Source organism: Tenacibaculum sp. 190524A02b, from assembly GCF_964036645.1.
In the GTDB taxonomy this organism is placed as follows: Bacteria; Bacteroidota; Bacteroidia; order Flavobacteriales; family Flavobacteriaceae; genus Polaribacter; species Polaribacter vairaonense.
In genome coordinates, this window is sequence record NZ_OZ038525.1 from 2,678,607 (window position 1) to 2,700,830 (window position 22,224).

At 32.2% G+C, this 22,224-nt stretch carries 14 protein-coding genes; 5 read left to right on the forward strand and 9 right to left on the reverse strand.

All coding sequences use genetic code 11. The features are described 5' to 3' along the window. The first annotated feature begins 266 nt into the window (after positions 1–266). On the forward strand, positions 267–5,978 hold the full coding sequence (locus tag ABNT65_RS10935) for a M43 family zinc metalloprotease (RefSeq protein WP_348745850.1): 5,712 nt from the start codon (positions 267–269) through the stop codon (positions 5,976–5,978). A gap of 53 nt (positions 5,979–6,031) precedes the next feature. On the opposite strand, the gene ABNT65_RS10940 is transcribed toward ABNT65_RS10935, so the two are convergent. From ABNT65_RS10940 to ABNT65_RS10950, 3 genes are all read right to left on the reverse strand, one after another. Continuing rightward, complete coding sequence (locus ABNT65_RS10940; protein WP_348702357.1) at positions 6,032–6,289, reverse strand: DUF6952 family protein; 258 nt, start codon at positions 6,287–6,289, stop codon at positions 6,032–6,034. Between the two features lie 2 nt (positions 6,290–6,291). Further along, positions 6,292–6,600 carry a thioredoxin family protein gene (locus tag ABNT65_RS10945; protein ID WP_348702356.1) on the reverse strand — a complete coding sequence of 103 codons (309 nt, stop codon included), beginning with the start codon at positions 6,598–6,600 and terminating at the stop codon, positions 6,292–6,294. 105 nt (positions 6,601–6,705) lie between these two features. Beyond that, entirely contained in the window at positions 6,706–7,353 is a 648-nt protein-coding gene (locus ABNT65_RS10950) for a peroxiredoxin (RefSeq protein ID WP_348702354.1), read from the reverse strand. A gap of 309 nt (positions 7,354–7,662) precedes the next feature. Here ABNT65_RS10950 and katG point away from each other — a divergent pair, with 309 nt between their 5' ends. Then, positions 7,663–9,846: a catalase/peroxidase HPI gene (gene katG / locus ABNT65_RS10955; RefSeq protein WP_348745851.1), complete on the forward strand. Its 2,184-nt coding sequence runs from the start codon at positions 7,663–7,665 to the stop codon at positions 9,844–9,846. 57 nt (positions 9,847–9,903) lie between these two features. On the opposite strand, the gene ABNT65_RS10960 is transcribed toward katG, so the two are convergent. From ABNT65_RS10960 to ABNT65_RS10985, 6 genes are all read right to left on the reverse strand, one after another. After that, complete coding sequence (locus ABNT65_RS10960) at positions 9,904–10,689, reverse strand: outer membrane beta-barrel protein (protein ID WP_348745852.1); 786 nt, start codon at positions 10,687–10,689, stop codon at positions 9,904–9,906. 275 nt (positions 10,690–10,964) lie between these two features. Continuing rightward, positions 10,965–12,128, reverse strand: coding sequence for a sigma-54 dependent transcriptional regulator (locus ABNT65_RS10965; RefSeq protein WP_348702351.1), 1,164 nt, complete (start codon positions 12,126–12,128; stop codon positions 10,965–10,967). Between the two features lie 265 nt (positions 12,129–12,393). Then, complete coding sequence (locus ABNT65_RS10970) at positions 12,394–13,215, reverse strand: mechanosensitive ion channel family protein (RefSeq protein WP_348702350.1); 822 nt, start codon at positions 13,213–13,215, stop codon at positions 12,394–12,396. A 104-nt stretch (positions 13,216–13,319) separates the two neighbouring features. Beyond that, positions 13,320–14,642, reverse strand: coding sequence for an ABC transporter permease (locus ABNT65_RS10975; RefSeq protein WP_348737798.1), 1,323 nt, complete (start codon positions 14,640–14,642; stop codon positions 13,320–13,322). Between the two features lie 4 nt (positions 14,643–14,646). Beyond that, entirely contained in the window at positions 14,647–15,576 is a 930-nt protein-coding gene (locus tag ABNT65_RS10980) for an ABC transporter ATP-binding protein (protein ID WP_348737797.1), read from the reverse strand. A 192-nt stretch (positions 15,577–15,768) separates the two neighbouring features. Then, positions 15,769–18,738: a T9SS type A sorting domain-containing protein gene (locus ABNT65_RS10985; RefSeq protein WP_348745853.1), complete on the reverse strand. Its 2,970-nt coding sequence runs from the start codon at positions 18,736–18,738 to the stop codon at positions 15,769–15,771. Positions 18,739–18,923: 185 nt separating this feature from the next. Between ABNT65_RS10985 and ABNT65_RS10990 the strand changes: the two genes are divergently transcribed. From ABNT65_RS10990 to ABNT65_RS11000, 3 genes are read left to right on the forward strand one after another with little or no spacing between them, the layout of a single operon-like run. Beyond that, the gene (locus tag ABNT65_RS10990; protein WP_348702344.1) at positions 18,924–19,385 is read left to right on the forward strand and encodes a MarR family winged helix-turn-helix transcriptional regulator; all 462 of its coding nucleotides are present in this window, start codon (positions 18,924–18,926) and stop codon (positions 19,383–19,385) included. A 17-nt stretch (positions 19,386–19,402) separates the two neighbouring features. Further along, a complete protein-coding gene (locus ABNT65_RS10995; RefSeq protein WP_348702343.1) occupies positions 19,403–21,808 on the forward strand; it encodes a 3-hydroxyacyl-CoA dehydrogenase/enoyl-CoA hydratase family protein in 2,406 nt (801 codons plus the stop codon). Positions 21,809–21,850: 42 nt separating this feature from the next. After that, positions 21,851–22,198, forward strand: a complete 348-nt coding sequence (locus ABNT65_RS11000) for a four helix bundle protein (RefSeq protein WP_348702342.1) — start codon at positions 21,851–21,853, stop codon at positions 22,196–22,198. Positions 22,199–22,224: the final 26 nt, after the last annotated feature.

A 22,224-nucleotide genomic window follows, 5' to 3' on the forward strand; every position in this document is an offset into this window, starting at 1 on the left:
GGAAATAACTTTTTGACTAAAGTTAATTAATCAATTTTCATTATAGTTTAATGAGGCCTTACCCCCTACCCCACTTTTAACAAATATTCAAAACACCCCAAACACAAAAAATCGCAAAAAAACACCCAACAAAACAAACAAACAACAATAAAAATGTTAAAAAATTAAATTTAAGATACTATAATACTCACATATAATAAGATAGTACAAATCACAATTAAAAACTTCAAATAATTTTGTACTAATAACTAATTAAACCCTTTCTAATGAAAACAATAAGATATTATATATCAGTATTGTGTATACTGGTATTTAGTTGTTTGACTATTACTGCACAAGAACAACATTGTTCTTTTGACCAAACTCAAAAAGAGTATTATGACATCTATCCAGAATCACTGGATAAACTACGGAAATTTGAACGGAAGTCTAAAGAAAGACAAAAAGCATTACTTAAAAACGGTTATAACCAAAAAGCCACTAAGTATATCATTCCCGTTGTATTTCACGTATATGGAAAAGAATGGCCAATTACAGGTGGACAAAATGTAGATGTAACTGAAGAGCAGGTAACCAAAGCACTAAAAGCCATTAATGAAAATTTCAAGGGCTTTAATGACGCAGTTGATCCTTCTTTCGCCAATTTAGAAGGTGGAATGGACATTGAATTCAAGCTTGCACAAATTGACCCAGACGGTAACACTACTAATGGAATTATTTTTCATGAAACTAAAGAAGGTTTTGGATTAAACGGAACTAATGATGCTGAAATTGCTAAATATGCATGGGACAACTATAAATATATGAATGTACACATACAATTGATTATAAAATCAGGAAGTAAAGTACAATCTGGTATTGCTTGGTTTCCTGACAAAAGAATGTCAGACGAAGGACTTGCCAGAGTTGTTCATAATGGTAGATATATACTGTACAGCCCTCCAGCCTCTTCGTTAACACATGAGTTTGGACATTGGCTTGGTTTACATCATACATTTAACGGTGGATGTGTTCAAGGTGACGACAAAGGTGATTTAGTAGGCGATACACCACCAACAACAGCAGGTTTAGCTTCTGAAGCTGGAGGAAGGTCATGTAAAACTGGAGTTCGAAATTGCTTCAATCAATTAATAAACCATCAAAACCATATGGACTATAACCCTTGCGAATCAATGTTTACCAAAGGGCAAGTAGCTCGTATGACCTCTTTCTTAGATCACGAAGCTAGAAAACCTATTTGGCAAGACAACAACCTAACAGCTACTGGAACCAAAACTGATTTAGGACCTAGAGTTTTATTTAATTATCAAGACTGGCAAGATAGTGACATAGACAAATCTTTAACATTCTTAGAAGACTTTGCTAATAACGGGAGAATTCAAAACAAAAAAAGAATTAAAGCAGTGGGTGGAGCAAGATTTGCTACTACAGGAAACTTACAACTTGGTACACATTTTACTGCTACAGGAGTTCCTTCTGGACTTACACCTGTTATTAATGTAACTGATACTAATAATGCTATTGTTTCATTTACTGGAAACGCTTCAAACCATATAGAAAGTAACTCTACAACTGTAAGAATTACATTTTTAAATCCTGCAATCTCAGGTGGAACTTCTTCATTATATTCCAACTCAGGAACATTTAAAATAAACTTTCTTGATCCATACAAAGTTCATTATGAAGTCTATTCTCCTTTTATGCATATGGGATATTCAGCTTCAAATATTGTAGGAGAAATCCACTCTAAATTCAACTCTTTAGTAATTGGTGGGCAACTTAGAACTAAGTTAAGGGTATACGATGGAAATATTTTAACGTTAGATAACTTCTCTCAAGGCTTTGAAGTTTTATGTAACTCAAACTCGAACAATATAAAATACAATGGAGAAAATAGTAGTATATCTTCTAGTTCAAGTGGAACTTGGGTAAAAAAGGCTACAATAGTTACAGCATCACCACCTGTTTTATCTAGTGCTAACTATACTACATGGAGAAATAGAACTGGTTATATTGGTATTAGAATGTTAACTCCTACAAACACCTATGTATACGGATGGCTAAGAGCTATGGTCTCTTCAAACGGAGAAGAAGGAAGTGTTACCAATCTTGCCTTAAATCCAGATCCAGGTAAATCAATTACTTCTAGATTTGAAAGACCACATCTTATTTATTCTTATGATCGATTTTTAGAAAAAACAACTAATGACAATACTATTGAAAATGAAATTACTGTTAATCTAAACAGCACTACATTTACTAAAACTGGAGCTTTAGAACGTGGAAAACACTTTACGATTGAAAATGTTCCTGCTGGATTATTGTTAAAAGTAACTGCCGTTAACGCTACACAAGCAAGACTAAAAATGGAAGGCGTTATGGATGGTGTCTCAAATAGAAGTGATTGGCTTGCCGTAAGAGATATTAATTTTAAATTTTTAAACGGTGCTTTTTCTTCAGGAGGAGAAAATGTTGAAATGAAAGAATTTAGTTTCAGTATTGAAAAAGTTGGAAAATCCTTTACAGGAACTAATATTACTAGGCCTACATTTAATATTGGTGCCACACAACCTACCGGTCAGTTTACTTTATTAAGCGCTTATAGTAACGTTTCTTTTTCTTCTGATTCTTATCAACTACAAGAGTACCCAAAATCTAATTCATCAAATAAGTATCCTGGCGTTAAACTAATTACTTGGCGAAAAGATGCTGTTGCTAATAGTAATTATGAATTAACCCCTATTTCCAAAGGAACTATTATTGGTCCTAATAGCTCATGGAAAAATGGTAGAGAATACCACCAAGGCAGAGGACAGCATATGATTGATTCTGATTCTTATAGAGCCTGGAGAGGTAGAACCGCCTATTATGGACTTCGAATTAGAAGATCTGGTAGAATGCACTATGGATGGGCTAAGATGAGAGTAAGTAGTAATGGAACACAGGTTACAGTTGAAGAATATGGACTTAACGGGACTCCTAATGCTAGTATCAGAGCTGGTGAGTTAACTTCAGATGACGTTAGAGAATACTGTAATGCTGGTAGTACTTTTGGCCCTGACCATATTAGTAGGATTACTTTTTCTAACATTGACAACTCCTCCTCTAGAGGTACCAATGGATATGACAATCAAACAGATTTTGTTGTAAAATTAACTAGAGGAAAAAGCTATACCTTAAAAGTAAATACAACTGGTAACAGTACTAATGAACTATATGCTTGGTTCGACTGGAATCAAGATAAAGATTTTAATGATTCTGGAGAAAGAGTTCAGGTTACTTTAAACAATAATGGAGATGGAGAAATTAACATAAATGTTCCAACCAATGCCAGATTAGGTGGTTCTGGACTTCGCCTGAGAGTTTCTAGAAGCAACAACAATAACCCATGTGGAACTTCAGGTACTGGCGAAGTAGAAGATTATGGTATCTTTATTTCCAATGAAGATATTCCATCTTGTGATGATGGTATTAAAAATGGCGATGAAGAAAAAATTGACTGTGGTGGTTCATGTAAACCTTGTCAGGTATACACTGAAATATGTGATGCACAAACCAACCAAAGTAGCCTACAAATAACTAATGTTAAATTTGGAACTATCAACAATACAAGCACTCATAGTCCTTATAATAATTTTACTTCGCAAAAAACAAACCTACAAAAAGGACAAGCAACTACATTAACGGTTACGCTTAATAACAATTGGGATCCAAACCAGGTTATTGTTTGGATTGACTGGTATAATGATAATGATTTTTTAAACACTGAAGATGTTGTTTTGCAAAAATCTGGTAAAGGTCCATACACAGCAAGTGTAATTCCACCTGCCAATGCTGTAGTAAATACTAATTTAAGAATGAGAGTCAGAGCAGGCTACACAAACCCTCCTAAACCATGTGGCACAGACACCTACATAGGAGAGGTAGAGGATTACACTATTACTGTAGGAGGCGCGGCACCTGATGACACCCAAGCTCCTTCCGCTCCCACTAATTTAGTTGTCACTAACATAGCACAAACATCACTTACATTAAATTGGAGTGCTTCAACTGACAACATAGGGGTTACTGGATATGATGTATATCAAGGCAGTACAAGAATTGCTACCACAAATACAACATCATACAATGTAAATGGATTAACTGCAAATACATCTTATACCTTCTTCATAAGAGCTAAAGATGCAGCTGGAAATACCTCAACCCCAAGTAGCACTGTGAATGCAACTACTACTTCCTCTTCAGACAATCAAGCTCCTAGTGCTCCTTCTAATTTAAGAACTTCAAATATTACTGAAACTTCTTTAACATTAAACTGGAATGCTTCTACAGACAATGTGGGCGTAACTGGATATGAAGTCTACCAAGGAAGCAGTAGATTAACAACCATCAATGCTACCACATATAATGTAACCGGACTTTCCGCAAACACTAGTTATACATTCTCTGTAAGAGCTAAGGACGCAGCAGGAAATACATCTGCTGCTAGTAATACTGTAAATGCCACTACAAATGGCGGAGATACTACTCCTACTTATTGTACTGCATCTACAACTCAGAGTACTTTATACATTAGTAAAGTTGAATTTGGTAGTATTAATAATAGCACTTCACATTCTCCATATTCAAATCACACAAATATTTCCACTAACTTACCCAATGGACAAGCAACAACATTAACAGTTACTTTAAACAACAATCATTGGACTTTTAATGCTGTAGGCGTTTGGATAGATTGGAACAACAATGGAGATTTTACAGATACAGGTGAAAAAGTATATTCAAGATTTGCTGCTGGTCCGTATTCCGTAAGCATAACACCTCCTAATGGAGCTGTAACCAATAAACAATTACGTATGAGAGTAAGAGCTGGTTATGGAACTGAAACTAAAATTACTCCATGTGGAAATGACACTTACCTTGGAGAGGTGGAAGATTATACTGTAACAGTCCAAGGTTCAACAGACACACAAGCCCCTTCTACCCCTTCTGGTTTAACGGCTTCTAATATTTCACAAACTTCTCTAAATTTAAACTGGAATGCATCTACTGATAATGTAGGAGTAACTAGTTACAGGGTCTTTAGAAATAACTCTGAAATAGGAACCACAAGCTCACCATCATTCAATGTTACTGGGTTAACCGCTAACACCAGTTATAGTTTTGTTGTTAGCGCACTTGATCAAGCAGGAAATCAATCTGCTTTAAGTAATACCATTAATGTTACCACCACTGGAAACACTAATCCTAATGATGGAACTGTAGTATATGTAAATATGAACGATGTAACCGTAAGTTCTTCTTCAACTTGGTCTCCATTCCAACTAGAAACCGGAGATCAAAGATATTTTGGACCGTGGTACTCTGGAGGAGCAATCCGCCTTGTTAATTATGAAAAAAATGTAATATCTGAAGGAAATTCTAACAATGTTTCTTTTATAACAGACGGTATAACCGTAGGGGCATCTAGTAATTTTAGAAGTGAAACAGGCTCTTTTATTATTAGTTCTAGTACATATACTAATTGGCGTGATAAATCTGGTTATATTGGTTTTAGTTTTAAAATTGGAGGTAACACACATTATGGTTGGTTATACGCTACAGTTTCTAACAATGGTAACTCTATTACTTTTAAAGATTATGCTTATAATAGTAAGGCAGGAGAAAGTTTGGTTACCAAAAGACCTTCTTCTACTTCTGCTAAAACACTTAATACAGAGAAAGTTTCTTTAAATACTATTCAACTATTTCCTAATCCTTTTAAAGAAAATATCACAATTGACGTTTCTTCTATAGGTAATACTGAATTCAGTATAAGTGTTTATGATGTTTTAGGTAAAGAATTACTACATAAAAAGTATACAAAAAACCCTAATACAATTCTGATTGGTGAAGAAATAGAAATTTCTGGCAGTTATTTTATAAAGGTTAAGACCACTGAAAAATCTGAAATATTCAATATTATTAAATTAAAATAATCAATCTACAAACTAGCTAAACAAAAATCCCGAGTAGAAGCTCGGGGTTTTTGTTATTTATCGATAGATCCTAAAACACGTTGCATAAAATTATTTAACGCTTCTTTTTTAGGAACTCCTTCTTTTACCATTTTAGACACCTCAATAGCTCCGTACATGTTAGAAATTAACTCTCCTATAACATCAAGTTCTTCATCTTTTAAAGAAGGAACTTCCGTTAAAGCTTCTAAAGTTTCAATAGTCTCTAAAACATAGTCTTGATCATTTTCTTCTATAAAAGAAGTTAAATGCTTTATTACTGGTAATTTCATATTTATACTACTTCGTTTACCAATTCTTTTAATACATCAAACTTATTAGTCTGTACCTGATTCACAAATTTTCCATCAACAAACGTAGCAAAGGTTGGCAAATTATCAACATTAGCTAACTTTCTACTTTCAGGATACTTTTCTGCATCTGCTATTACAAACGCTACTCCTTCTTTTTCAGTTGCCAATTTTTTAAATTTTGGTTTCATAATCCTACAATTACCACACCACCCTGCTGAATATTGAACCACTACAGTTCCGTTATCTGAAACAATTTGTTCTAAATTGTCTTGATTTAATTCTTGTACCATAATTAAATTTATTTTTTAGTGTAAAACACAAAAAGACATGCTTTTAACAAGCATTAGTTGAAGAAAATTCGTGCTTAGTAAAAACTAAACACGAATTAGTTTTATTTAGTTTACAGAAGCTGCTAAGTACTCAGCTGTAGCTTTTGCATTTGGTTGCATTGCTGCCTTACCTTCTTCCCAGTTTGCAGGACAAACTTCTCCTTTTTCTTGAACATGTGTATACGCATCAATTAAACGTAAGTACTCATTTACGTTACGTCCAATAGGCATATGGTTAACACCTTCATGTACAACTGTACCTTCTTCATCAATAATATATGTAGCTCTATACGTTACATTATCTCCTTCTACTTGAACAGTACCTGTTGCCTCATCATACGTTTCATTAGCAATATCTAAAATTCCTAAAATTGAAGATAAGTTACGGTTACTGTCTGCTAATAAAGGATAGGTAATTCCTTCAATACCTCCGTTATCTTTAGATTGGTTTAACCAAGCAAAGTGTACCTCTGGAGTATCACATGAAGCACCAATTACAATAGTATTTCTTTTTTCAAACTCTGGTAAAGCTTCTTGAAAAGCATGTAATTCTGTAGGACACACAAAAGTAAAATCTTTTGGGTACCAAAACAAAACTACTTTCTTTTTATTATTTACTGCTTCTTCTAAAACGTTTACTTTGAACGTATCTCCCATTTCGTTCATTGCATCAACGTTTAAATTTGGAAATTTCTTACCAACTAATGTAGCCATCTTTTAATTTGTATTTTAATTGTTAATATATTTTTTAAAAACAGTGTCAAAAATATTCTGTTTATTGGTAATAATGCATGAAAACATAAAATATTTTCTTATAGTTCAATAGAATTAATCAATACTATACCAAACACACTATCAGAATTTTAAATCACTATTATTATTCTTTTCAAAAACAACCTTTTAACTTTAAACAAACCACACATAATAAGTATTTATTATTTTAATATAAAAAATATAGATAAAAATTATTCAAACCTTTATCGTAACTTTGAACTAACCTAACCTAATAATAAACAAACATATATGAAAGATACAAAGCAACACCCAACAGAAAGCCAAGGTAAATGCCCGTTTATGCATGGAGGAAACACTTCTTCTGGCACTACTAATAAACATTGGTGGCCTAATGCTTTAAATTTTGATATTTTACACCAACATGATTCTAAAACCAACCCTCTTGGTGAAGACTTTGATTACCTCGAAGAATTAAAAAAGCTAGATGTACCCGCTTTAAAAAAGGATTTACATAATTTAATGACAGATAGCCAAGACTGGTGGCCTGCCGATTGGGGACATTATGGTGGATTAATGATACGTATGGCTTGGCACGCTGCAGGTTCCTATAGAATTTCTGACGGAAGAGGTGGTGCTAGAACAGGAAACCAACGTTTTGCCCCTTTAAATTCTTGGCCAGACAATGCTAGTTTAGATAAAGCCAGACGTTTATTATGGCCCATTAAGAAAAAATATGGAAATAAAATAAGCTGGGCAGACCTTATTATTTTAGCTGGAAATATTGCTTACGAAAGTATGGGACTAAAAACCTTTGGTTTTGCTTTTGGTAGAGAAGATATTTGGCATCCAGAAAAAGATGTGTATTGGGGTGCTGAAAAAGAATGGCTAGCTCCAAGTGATGGACGTTATGGAAATTTGGAAGACGTAGAAACCATGGAAAATCCATTAGCAGCTGTACAAATGGGATTGATATATGTAAACCCTGAAGGTGTTAACGGAAAACCTGACCCACTGAAAACAGCACACCACATTAGAGAAACTTTTGCTCGAATGGCAATGAACGATGAAGAAACTGTTGCGCTTACTGCCGGTGGACATACAGTTGGTAAAGCGCATGGTAATGGAGACGCGAGTATTTTAGGCCCTGATCCTGAAGCCGCACCTATTGAAGAACAAGGTTTTGGTTGGGCCAATAATCAAAACACTGGTAAAGGAAGATATACTGTAACTAGCGGTATTGAAGGTGCATGGACAACAGAACCTACCAAATGGGATAATGGTTATTTTGAAATGCTTTTTAATCATGATTGGGCACTACAAAAAAGCCCTGCTGGTGCTTGGCAATGGGAACCTACCAATATTAAAGAAAATGATAAGCCTGCAGATGTAGAAGATGCTTCAATACGTTATAATCCAATAATGACTGATGCAGATATGTCTATGAAGATGGATCCTGCTTATAAAGAGATTTCATTACGATTTAAAAATGACTTTAATGCTTTTTCAGATGCTTTTGCTAGAGCTTGGTTTAAATTAACCCACAGAGATATGGGACCTAAATCTTGTTACTTTGGACCAGATGTCCCTGAAGAAGATTTAGTATGGCAAGACCCAATACCTGAAGGTAAAAAAGACTATGACGTTGAAGCTGTGAAAGAAAAAATTAACAATGCTGGTTTAAGTAATTCTGAAATGGTTGCTACTGCATGGGATAGCGCGAGAACTTATAGAGATTCTGATAGACGTGGAGGTGCTAATGGTGCAAGAATCCGTTTAGCTCCGCAAAAAGACTGGCAAGGTAATGAACCTGAAAGATTATCTAAAGTTCTTAACATACTAGAGCCAATTGCAAACGAGTTTAACATCAGCTTAGCTGATACTATTGTGTTAGCTGGTAATGTTGGTGTAGAAAATGCTGCAAAAGCTGCTGGATTTAATATTACCGTTCCGTTTAGCCCAGGGCGAGGTGATGCTACAGATGCTGCAACTGACAACGATTCTTTTGCTCCTCTTGAACCACTGGCTGATGGTTTTAGAAACTGGTTAAAACAAGATTATATTGTAAGTGCAGAAGAATTACTTTTAGATCGTGCGCAACTTTTAGATTTAACAGCTCAAGAAATGACGGTACTTGTTGGAGGTTTACGCATGATAGATACTAATTATGGAGAATCAAGATACGGTGTATTTACTGATACTATTGGAGCTTTAACGAATGACTTTTTTGTGAATTTAACAGATATGGCCAACATTTGGAAACCTATTAGTAAAAACCTATATGAAGTACGTGATAGAAAAACAGATAAATACAAATGGTCTGCTACCAGGGTAGATTTAGTATTTGGCTCTAATTCTATTTTGAGAGCTTATGCTGAAGTATATGCCCAAGATGACAGCAAAGAAAAGTTTGTAAACGACTTTGTTAAAGCCTGGACTAAGGTTATGAATGCTGATAGGTTTGATTTGAAATAAAAAGCCTTAAAACTTAAAAATAACAAGGGAGCTTTTCAGCTCCCTTTGTTTATTATATTAATTAAAGTTTATTCCAAAACTAATCCCCAATACACTAGTATTAGTATCATAATTATATTCTGACTCTGTTAAAATAGCCCCTTTATTAACACCTCCAAAAGATTGCTGATAATTTACATCTATGGTTAATTGAAAATCTTCTTGTTCATAATGCACAAAAGAAACCCCTAAAATCATATTTGGCACAAACGATTTCCCATGATCAAATTCCCTTTCTCTAAAGTCTTCATTAACCTCAACAAAAGGACCAGAACTTCCTCCATGAGAAGCATAATAATTGCTTTTTATATCTGACTTTGTTAAAAAACCTGCTGAAAAACCTACATTAAAATGAATTGGCTTATAGTCAAAATCTGGGTCTTTAAATAATTTTCTCAAATTAACTCCCAATACCACTGGAATATCTACATAATCCAATCGATACCTTGTTTTATGATAGGCACCCTCTGAGCCTCCTCCTGTATTAATAATTAATACGTTATTATTTTTTCGCCTGTATTCTGTACCTCTTCCTTGGTAACTTATTCCAGACTGTAAACGTAAGTAATCATTAACTCTGTAATACACCTTAGCATTCAAATTCATTCCTAGTCTAAAGTAACTATTGTAATCTAATGCTTTGTTATTACCCAATTCTCCTATTGGACTTCCTAAAAAACCGAGGTTAACACCTCCACTTAAACCAAATGAAATTTTGTTCTTGTTCTTTTCTTCCTGTTCTTGGGCAAATCCCCCCAAATTAAATAGCGTTAACACCACTATTAAAATTGCTTTTCTTATCATTTTTAAAAAAATTTCGCCAAAAATAGTCCTACTCAACATTCCTTACAAACTTTTGTGGGACTATTCACTAAAGTGGGTCATTTTATTATTTTAATTTTCAATAAATCTCGTCACGTACTACAGCGAAAAACACTTTAAAAAAAATAAATACCGTCTCGTACCACTGCGACAACACTTTTTATGAGTGTATTTGAGACTATCCATTAAATATATTTCATAAAAAAAGCGTTGATTACAATATCAACACTTTTGATTCTTAATTTTTTAAACGATTACTATTTACTAGCAAAAAGTTTTACATCATTTTCTGAAACTGTTTTCTCTCCTAATATTATTAAGCGTTCAACCACATTTCTTAACTCTCTAATATTTCCAGTCCAATCGTATTCTTGTAAAAGCTTTACTGCTTCTTTTGAAAATTCTTTTTTCACCATTCCTTGTTCAGTTGCTATTTTGTTTGAAAAGAAATCTACCAATAGTGGTATATCATCTCTCCTATCATTTAAAGCAGGAACTTTAATTAAAATTACAGCCAAACGATGATATAAATCTTCTCTAAATCGCCCCTCAGCTATCTCTTTCTTTAAATCTTTATTAGTAGCTGCAACAACACGTACATTTACTTTGATATCTTTATCAGAACCTACGCGTTGAATCTTATTTTCTTGCAAAGCTCTTAAAACTTTGGCTTGTGCAGAAAGACTCATGTCTCCTATTTCATCTAAAAAAACCGTTCCTCCATTAGCAGCCTCAAACTTTCCTGCCCTGTCTTTATTTGCTCCAGTAAAACTCCCTTTCACATGACCAAACAGTTCACTTTCTATTAGCTCTGAAGGAATAGCCGCACAGTTTACCTCAATCATAGGTGCTTTTGAGCGATCTGATTTTTCATGCAACCAGTGCGCTACTAATTCTTTTCCTGTACCATTGGGACCAGTAATTAACACACGAGCTTCTGTTGCCGCTACTTTTTCTATGATTTCTTTAATATGAGTAATGGCTTCACTTTCTCCAATCATCTCATAATTCTTACTTACCTTTTTCTTCAAACGCTTGTTTTCTACTACTAACTCCTTTTTATCTAGAGCATTTCTAACAGTATTCAACAAACGGTTTAAGTCTGGCGGTTTTGATATATAATCAAAAGCCCCTAAACGCATAGTATTAACAGCTGTATCTAAATCGCCATGACCAGAAATCATTACCATTGGCACTTCTGGCTTTAGCTTTTTTGCCTTTTCTAACACTTCAACACCATCCATTTTAGGCATTTTTATATCGCAGAGTACTAAATCATAATCGTTATCTTTTATCATTTCAATACCTACTAATCCATCTTCTGCTTCCTCTACTTGATAACTATCATTTTCTTCTGAAATAATTTTTTTTAAAACTCTACGAATAGCTGCTTCGTCTTCTATTATTAATATTTTTGACATATTCTATTTGTTCTATTAGACTTTTAGACAAGAGATATAAAGAAAATGGATTACTTTAATGATTTTTTAAAACCTGAAATCATTTTTTGTAATTCTTCTACTCTTTCTTCTAAATCTATCATCTCATTATTATTAATATAATTTTTTTATAATTGGCTAATATTATTTGTGTTTGTAACTCAAAAAGTAAGCCAAATAGTGTTTCAAAACATCTTTTAAAACTCTTTATTCTTTTAACCTTGTTTTTTCTCAAGAAAACAATCTATCATTTTATAATATGAACATCTCTTTGCGGAAATGGAATAGAAATATTATGCTCTCTAAACAGTTGATCTATTTTAAATCGAATTTCACTCTGAGGAATCACCGCTTTAAAGCTATCGTTCAGTGTAAATATTAACTTAAAATCTAAAGAACTATCTCCAAAATTTTCAAAAAGCACCAATGGTTCTGGGTTCTTTAATACCTGAGGATGTTCCGCGGCGGCTCTTAGCAATAACTTTTTTACTAATTGAACATCACTTCCATATGCTACTCCTACAGACACACTTTCTCTAGTATCCGTCCCATTTTGAGTCCAATTATATAAACTACTTGTTAAGTATTTATGGTTTGGAATTACCAAAACTTTATTATCAATAGTCACAGCACGAGTAGTTCTTAATTTAATATCCTCTACTCGTCCAACTTTACCATCTAACTCTATAATATCACCTACATGTACACTTTGATCTATGATAATAAATATACCTGATATAATATCTTGAAAAAAGGTTTGTAATGCTAAACCAACACCTATTAAAAGTGCTGCGGATGCCGCAAATATTGCCGTAACATTTACACCCGACGAATTTAGTGTAACTAAGAAAATAACAATATACACAAACCAACTTGCGAAAGAAAATATAGTATCAAACTTGTTTTTATCTTCTTTTTGTAATCTTTTTACAATTAACCTTTTAAAAGTCTTTAGTAACACTGAAGCAAGTATTAATACTACAATTAAAACTAATATAGCTTTTACACTAATACTAATTTCTTTACTAAACTTAAAAGAATAATTTAAAAACTCATTCAACTCTTTCATAAGATTGTGTGGTTTACTTATTGTGTGGACTAAAATTATAGAAATATTTCTAATTCTTAGAAAAAGAAAGCAGTTATATTAAAACAACTGCTTTCTTTCATTATTTATCCGCTATAACGAATCCATTTCCATAAATCTTTATAGGTTGGTTTTTTACCATACGATAGAATACCTACTCTGTATATCTTAGCTGCTAACCACACAATGGCTAAAAAAGTTAGTATTAATGTGAGCATTGATAAAATAATTTCCCACCAAGCTACACCAAATGGTACTCGCATTAACATAACAATAGGCGATGTAAAAGGTATATAAGAAAATATAGTAGCAATAGGTCCGTTGGGATTTTCTATTACTGTAGCAAACCCTACATATACCCCTAAAATTAAAGGCAACATAATTGGCATCATAAATTGCTGCGTATCAGTCTCATTATCTACCGCTGCACCTACAGCTGCAAACAACGAACTATACAACATATACCCTCCTAAGAAATAGAAAATAAACAAACAGAAAAGCTTTAATAATGGTAACCTAAAAAATTCTTGCAGTATCATTTCTCCTTTTCCTGTTGCTGCATTTTGAATAGCCTCCATTTGTTCTGGAGAAACTTTAGCTGTTTGCATTTCCATCATACTTACTCCAAACATAGCAGATGCAACAATACTAAACACTAGGAATAAAATCCCCCAAATGATGAACTGTAATAATCCAGCAGATGCGTTTCCTATAATTTTTCCCATCATTAGTTGGAAAGGCTTTACAGAAGAAACAATCACCTCTATAATTCTACTTGTTTTTTCTTCTATAACACTTCGCATTACTGAAGTTCCATAAATTAATACAAACATCATTAATAAATACCCAGCTATAGCTCCTACTCCTATCTTTAATCCATTCTTTAACTTAGATGATTTTTCTCCTGAGAAGTCATACATTTTAATATCCGAAGAAATTCGAGAAGCCTTTATTTTAGCCAAATCAATCCCAAAAGCAGTAAGCTTTTCATTTCTAATCTTCCTATCTATTTTACCTTCAAGATTTGCTATTACCGTCATACTCGGTGTTTCTTTAGAATAAAATTCAATAGATTTAGCTAAAACCTCTAAACTATCTTGTTTTGGTATGTATAAAACACCATAAAAATCACCATCTTTCACCTTTTCTTTAGAGGCATCAATTCCTAATTGGGTAAAATTCTGATATTTTACTGTTTTGGTATCCTTAAAAACATCTTTCGTAAAAACTCCAGAATTATCTACAAAAGCTATATTTTTAACTTTTTCATCATTCTTTTTCATTAAAAAGAACACTAAAAACCCCATTCCTATCATAATTAACGGACTTAAGAAAGTCATAATGATGAATGATTTGTTTCTAACTTTTGCAATAAACTCTCGTTTAACTATTAGTGGTAACTTTTTCATTGGATTAACTATTTTTATTGATTGCTTGAATAAAAATATCATTCGCACTTGGAACCAACTCTACAAAATGATATACTTCTCCTTTACTAGATAAAAACGATAACAACTCATTAGTTGACATTCCTTTTTCTAGCTTAACATTTAAATTCAGCCCTTTATGTAACGTAGCAAAATCGGCATCTGAAACAGTAAATTTTTCTTGCAACCCCCCTTTAACTTCTTTTGGGTTTGCAGTATTTAATCCCACTTGAAAAGTATTGGTTCTAAATTCTCTTTTTACATCTTCTAATTTACCATCTAAAATTTTATTTGATTTATGAATTAAAGCAATATAATCACACATTTCTTCTACACTTTCCATTCTGTGTGTTGAAAAAATAATGGTTGCTCCTTCATCTCTAAGTTGTAAAATTTCTTTAGCAATTAATTGTGCATTAATAGGGTCAAATCCAGAAAACGGCTCGTCAAAAATTAATAATTTAGGTTGATGCAAAACAGTAACTATAAACTGAACTTTTTGAGCCATTCCTTTTGATAATTCTTCTATTTTCTTTCCCCACCAAGCTCCAATTTCAAACTTATCAAACCAATATTTCAATCGTTTCTTTGCTTCTGATTTTGACAACCCTTTCAGTTGTGCTAAATACAATGCTTGTTCTCCTACTTTCATACTTTTATACAAACCTCTTTCTTCTGGTAAGTATCCGATATGTTCAACATGATGTGGTGCTAAAGCTTCTCCATCTAAATAGATAGTCCCACTATCTGGCATTGTTATTTGATTAATAATTCTAATAAGCGATGTTTTTCCTGCTCCATTAGGTCCTAAAAGCCCAAAAACGCTTCCTTTTGGGATATGGATAGAAACATTGTTTAATGCAGTATAATCTCCATAGCGTTTTACCACATTATTAACCTCTAATAAGTTTTTCATTAATTGTAAAATTGATTGATTACTTTTCTTATTCTTTACCTTCTGCACAACAAACTTAGGTAATTTTATACTTAGTTAGTAAACTAAATTTATGAATTGTTACAATTACCAACACCTAAATTCTAAAATTAAAAGCCGTTTATAAAGTTTCCTTTACAAACGGCTTTTATACCTTAAAATATAGAACAAAAGTTATTCTTTTATAAATTGTTTTACTCCTACTTCCTTGCCTGCATAAATTTTTAAAGAATAAACACCTGGTTTTAAATCTGAAACTTCAATAGGCTCTTTTACTTCTTTTACTTTTCTTAAAGTTCGTCCAGAAACATCTAAAATTTCAAGACTAGAAATCGCCACTTTCTCTGACTTAACATGTAACTTATTTATTACTGGATTAGGATATACACTTACTGTTTTTAATAAACTTATTGGCTGTGGTGCCATAGGTACAAAAGCACAAAAAGTTCCATAATTGGTTTGTGTATCTTTATTCAACCAGTTTAATGAACTGTAGGTTGGGTTATCAACTTGTACGCATGTCAAATCTGGATTATTAATAATTGTGAAAAAATTACTGATAATGTTAGTATTACTTCCACTTTTAAGATTTAAGTTTTTTAATTTATTATTAGAACCATTGAAAGTTTTTAACATTGTATTATTTGATAGATTTAAATTTACAATTTGATTATATGAACAAATAAATGACTGTAAATTCACATTATTACTCACATTTAAACTAGTTAATTGATTCCAGTTACAATTTAATGCACTTAAATTTGCATTATTTGTTACATCTAAAGAAGTTAATTGATTCCCATAACAATTAAAAACTGATAATAGCAAGTTATTAGTTACATCAATACTAGTTAATTGATTGCTATTACAGCTAAAAATAACCAATTTTATATTTTGAGTAACGTCTAAAGAAGTAAGTTGATTTCCATCACTTTTTAAAATCCATAAATCTGGATTGCTACTTAAGTTTACGCTTGTTAGTTGATTATTTCTAAAATCTAACTGTGTTAACTTTACAAATGCTTCAATTCCCGTTAAGTCTGAAATATTTTTGTTAGCACAATTTATAGCTCCTGTGTAAGCCGCAGCTTCACTACATTCTATCTCAGAGTTTCCATTAGTATTTATACTACTATTGTTAACCAAGTACGATTTAAAATTTACGTCTGGTATAGCTACAACACATGGAACAGGATTACAATTAAGGCTATAACTAGTTTGTGTGTCTTTTAAAAACCACGTAGCTAAGCTATATGCAGGATCATCAACTATAATACATGTTAAATTAGGATTCACTACTACATTGAAATCACTATTCCCCATATTCAAATTATTAGTGTTTTTAATATTTAAATACGTCAATTGATTATCTATAGCATTAAATTTAGCTAAATTAGTGTTAGAACTCAGATCTAAACTAGTTAATTGGTTATTTCTACAATACAACCAAAGTAAGTCTGGATTATTATTAGTATCTAATACTGCAATTTGATTATACTCACAAAACAGGTATTGTAATTTAGAATTATTGGACACATCAATACTTGTCATGTTGTTTTTACTACAGGACAACCAAGTTAAATCAGGATTATTGGTAGTATCTAAACCAGTTATTTGATTATTATTACAATACAGCTTTGTTAATTTAGCGTTGTTAGATGTATTTACTGTTGCAACTCCATTCTCTTCACAATACAGTTCTCTTAAATTAATATTATTGGTAACATCTATTGAGCTCAACTGATTGTTTCCACAAGACAATGTTTCTAACATTAAATTACTTGAAAGGTTTAAATTAGTTATTTGATTATTTCTACATCCTAAAAACTTTAAAGCTGTACTACCAGAAGCATCTATAGTTGTTAACTGATTATTATCACAAAGCACATCTTTTAAAACTGGATTATTTGATATGTTTAACATTGTTAAGTTATTATTGTAACAACCTAAACTTCTAAGCTTCGTATTACTTGACACATCTAAACTTACAATACTATTACTATAACATTGTAATCCTTTTATATTAACAAAAGCTTCAACCCCTGTCATATCAACAATTCCACTATTAGGACAATTAATATTTCCAGAATATGCTATTGCTTCTGAACATTGAATTTCAGTATCACCATTTGTATTAATTGTATTATTATTTAATAAGTAGCTTTTGAAATTTGCATCGGGTATTGCTACAACACATGTAGTTTGATTTCCACAATTTAAACTATAATTAGTGTGTGAATCTTTATGAATCCAATTGCTGGTACTATATGTTGGATTATCTACATCTACACAATTTAAATTAGGATTATTTGCAATGGTAAATAACGAATTATCTATATTGGTATTTGCTCCATTTTTCAGATTTAAACTTGTTAGTTGATTTTTAAACAATCGTACTACCCTTAAAGCTGTATTTACTGAAAGATCTAAACTAGTTAATTGGTTATTGAAACAACTTAAATGTTCTAACATTAAATTATTAGAAAGGTTTAAATTTGAAAACTGATTATTATCTGCCTGAAATCTTACTAAACGTGTATTATTAGAAAGGTTAATAGTCTGTAACTGATTATCAATAAAGCTCAACACTGTCAAATCTGGATTGCTTGAAACATCTAGGCTTGTCAGTTGATTCTTATCAATTAGCAACTGCCTTAATTTAGAATTACTAGTTACATTTATAGTATTTATACTATTATCAGGACATACAAAATTCATCAAATTTGTATTTTGACTAACATCAATCGTGTTTAATTGATTGGATGTACACAATAAAGTTACTAAATCGATATTCTGAGTAACATCTAAATTTGTTAATTGATTTCTTTCACATGACAACATACTTAACTTACTATTTTGAGTAACATTCAATGTTGTTAATTGATTATCATTGCAAAACAAACTCTTTAAATTTATAAAAGCCTCAATTCCTATTAAACTACCAATACTTCTATTTGAACAATTAATAGTACCTGTAAAAGCATTCGCTTCACTTACTTGAATTTCTGTATCTCCATTCGTATTAATACTTAAATCTGATAATAAATAGTTCTTAAAATTAGTATCGGGTATTAATACATTTTGTGAAAATGCATTTATTACTATACTTAGTATAGCTAAAATGGTTAGACATCTTTTTCTCATGATTGTAAATTTTTGATTATATTTAGTACAAAAATGATACACGCAAAAGGTTTTTTACCCAAAAACTTTCCCTAACCAACATTTTACTTTCCCTATAACTTGACAGATAAAAAAATACTATGCACGCATAATTTTTCATCAATTTACTATGCATGCATAATATTTTTTTATATATTTGACCCTGTATGGATAAAAACAAGTCAATAGATCATCAGTTACGAGCTACGTGGCAGGCGGTTGCAAAATTGTATAACGAACAAGCCGCAAAACACAATAGTACTATGGCTACCGCTTTTGCTCTACTTAATATTGATTTCGAAAAAGGAACCCCTTCTACAGCTTTAGGACCTTTAATGGGAATGGAACCAACTAGTCTTTCAAGACTTTTAAAAACCATGGAAGACAAAGAGTTTATTTTTAGAGAGAAAAACCCTAATGATGGTAGAAGTGTAATTATTAAACTTACCGACCTTGGTAAAAAAATGCGCGAGGTTTCTAAAGGGCACGTATATCAATTTAATAATAAAGTAAGAGAATTTGTTTCTGAAAAAGAGTTAGATAACTTTTTTAAAGTAACAACAACTATAAACAAACTTATTACAGATAAGTTGATTTATGAAGATAACATTAACAACGAAGCTGTATAAAAACAAATAAACAACAAATGGCAAGAAGAATTAAAAAAGTAGCAATTATAGGTTCTGGAATTATGGGATCAGGTATTGCTTGTCATTTTGCAAATATTGGTGTTGAAGTTTTACTTTTGGACATTGTTCCTAGAGAACTTAACGACAAAGAAAAGGCAAAAGGACTAACTTTAGAAGACAAGGTAGTGCGTAACCGATTGGTAAATGACGCCTTAACTGCTTCTCTAAAATCAAAACCGTCCCCTATCTACAACAAAAAATTTGCAGATAGAATTACAACTGGTAACATTGATGATGATTTACATAAAATTAAAGATGTAGATTGGGTAATGGAAGTTGTAGTTGAGCGCTTAGATATTAAACAAAGTGTTTTTGAAAAAGTAGAGAAGTATCGTACTCCTGGTACTATTATTTCTTCAAACACCTCTGGTATTCCTATTAAGTTTATGAACGAAGGAAGAAGTGAAGATTTCCGCAAACACTTTGCTGTAACGCATTTCTTTAATCCTCCTCGTTATTTAAAATTATTTGAAGTTGTTCCTGGCCCAGATTGTAAACCAGAAATCACAGATTTCTTAATGGATTATGGTTCTAAATTCTTAGGAAAAACTTCTGTACTTGCTAAAGATACTCCTGCCTTTATAGGTAACCGTATTGGTATTTTTGGAATTCAGTCTTTATTCCACCAAGTAAAAGAATTAGGGTTAACTATTGAAGAGGTTGACAAATTAACAGGGCCAGTTATTGGACGTCCTAAATCAGCTACCTTTCGTACAGTAGACGTTGTTGGATTAGATACATTAGTACATGTTGCTAATGGTATTTATGAAAACTGTCCTGATGACGAAGCTCACGAGTTATTTAAACTTCCTGACTTCATCGAAAAAATGATGGAGAACAAGTGGTTAGGTAGTAAAACTAAACAAGGTTTTTATAAAAAATCTGTAAATGCTGAAGGTAAAAAAGAAATATTGTCGTTGGATTTAGATACGATGGAATATCGTTCTAAAAAGCGTGCAAAATTTGCTACTTTAGAGTTAACAAAAACTATAGATAAACCAATTGATCGTTTTAAAGTATTAGTTGGAGGTAAAGATAAAGCAGGAGAATTTTACCGTAAGAACTTTGCAGCAATGTTTGCTTATGTTCAAAATAGAATCCCAGAAATTTCAGACGAATTATATAGAATAGATGATGCTATGAAAGCTGGTTTCGGTTGGGAAAATGGTCCTTTCGAAATTTGGGATGCTGTAGGTGTCGAAAAAGGTATCGAATTAATGAAAGCTGAAGGTAAAGAGCCTGCTGCTTGGGTTACCGAAATGGTAACTAAAGGAGAAACTTCTTTCTATACAGTTAAAGATGGTGCTACTTATTACTATGATGTAACCGCTAAAGCACAAGTTAAAAAACCAGGACAAGATTCCTTTATAATTTTAGATAACATTCGTAAAACTACTGAGGTATTTAAAAACTCAGGAGTAGTAATTGAAGATTTAGGTGACGGAATCTTAAACTGTGAATTCCAATCTAAAATGAATACCATTGGAGGTGACGTTTTAGCTGGATTAAATAAAGCTGTTGATTTAGCTGAAAAAGATTTCCAAGGTTTGGTTATCGGAAACCAAGGTGCAAACTTCTCAGTAGGAGCTAACATTGGAATGATTTTCATGATGGCTGTTGAACAAGAATATGATGAATTAAACATGGCTATCAAGTATTTCCAAGATACAATGATGCGTATGCGTTATTCAGCTATTCCTACGGTTGCTGCTCCTCATGGAATGACTTTAGGAGGTGGTTGTGAGTTATCATTACACGCAGATAAAGTTGTTGCTGCTGCCGAAACTTATATTGGTTTAGTAGAATTCGGAGTTGGAGTAATTCCTGGTGGTGGTGGATCTAAAGAAATGGCTTTAAGAGCGCAAGATTTATTCCATACTGGTGACGTTCAATTAAACGTTTTACAAGAGCACTTCTTAACTATTGGTATGGCTAAAGTAGCTACTTCTGCACATGAAGCATTCGACTTAAATTTACTTCAAAAAGGAAAAGATGTGGTGGTTGTAAACAAAGATCGCCAAATTGCAGAAGCTAAGAAACATGCTTTATTATTAGCTGAGGCAGGATATACTCAACCTGTAAAACGTAAAGATGTTTTAGCATTAGGAAAACAAGCATTAGGTATGTTCTTAGTAGGAACAGATTCTATGAATGCTTCTAAATACATTTCTGAACACGATCAGAAAATTGCAAACAAACTAGCTTATGTTATGGCTGGTGGAGATTTATCAGAACCAACAAAAGTTACTGAACAGTATTTATTAGACCTAGAGCGTGAAGCTTTCTTAAGTTTAACTACAGAAAGAAAAACCTTAGAGCGTATTCAGCACATGTTAAAAACTGGGAAACCACTTCGCAACTAAAGTTACGAATAGTATTGAGATATTAGTATTAAGTAGTTAGAAATGCATAAAGTAGAAAATTTAAAAATATGGCAAAAATCAATAGAATTGACCAAAGCTGTATATCTACTTGTTTCAAAATTACCCTCAGATGAAAAGTTTGGACTAACCTCTCAAATAAAAAGAAGTGCTATTTCAATTCCTTCAAATATAGCTGAAGGAGCTGGTAGAAATTCTCAAAATGAATTTAAGCACTTTTTAAGTATTGCTAATGGTTCAACATATGAACTTCAAACGCAATTGTTATTAGTTATAGAATTAAATTTAATTAATAAAGACAAAGTACAATCTATTGTTGAGTTGTGTATTGAAATACAAAAAATGAATTATGCTTTTCAGCAAAAACTATAAAAGCTCAATACTAAAACCTCAATACT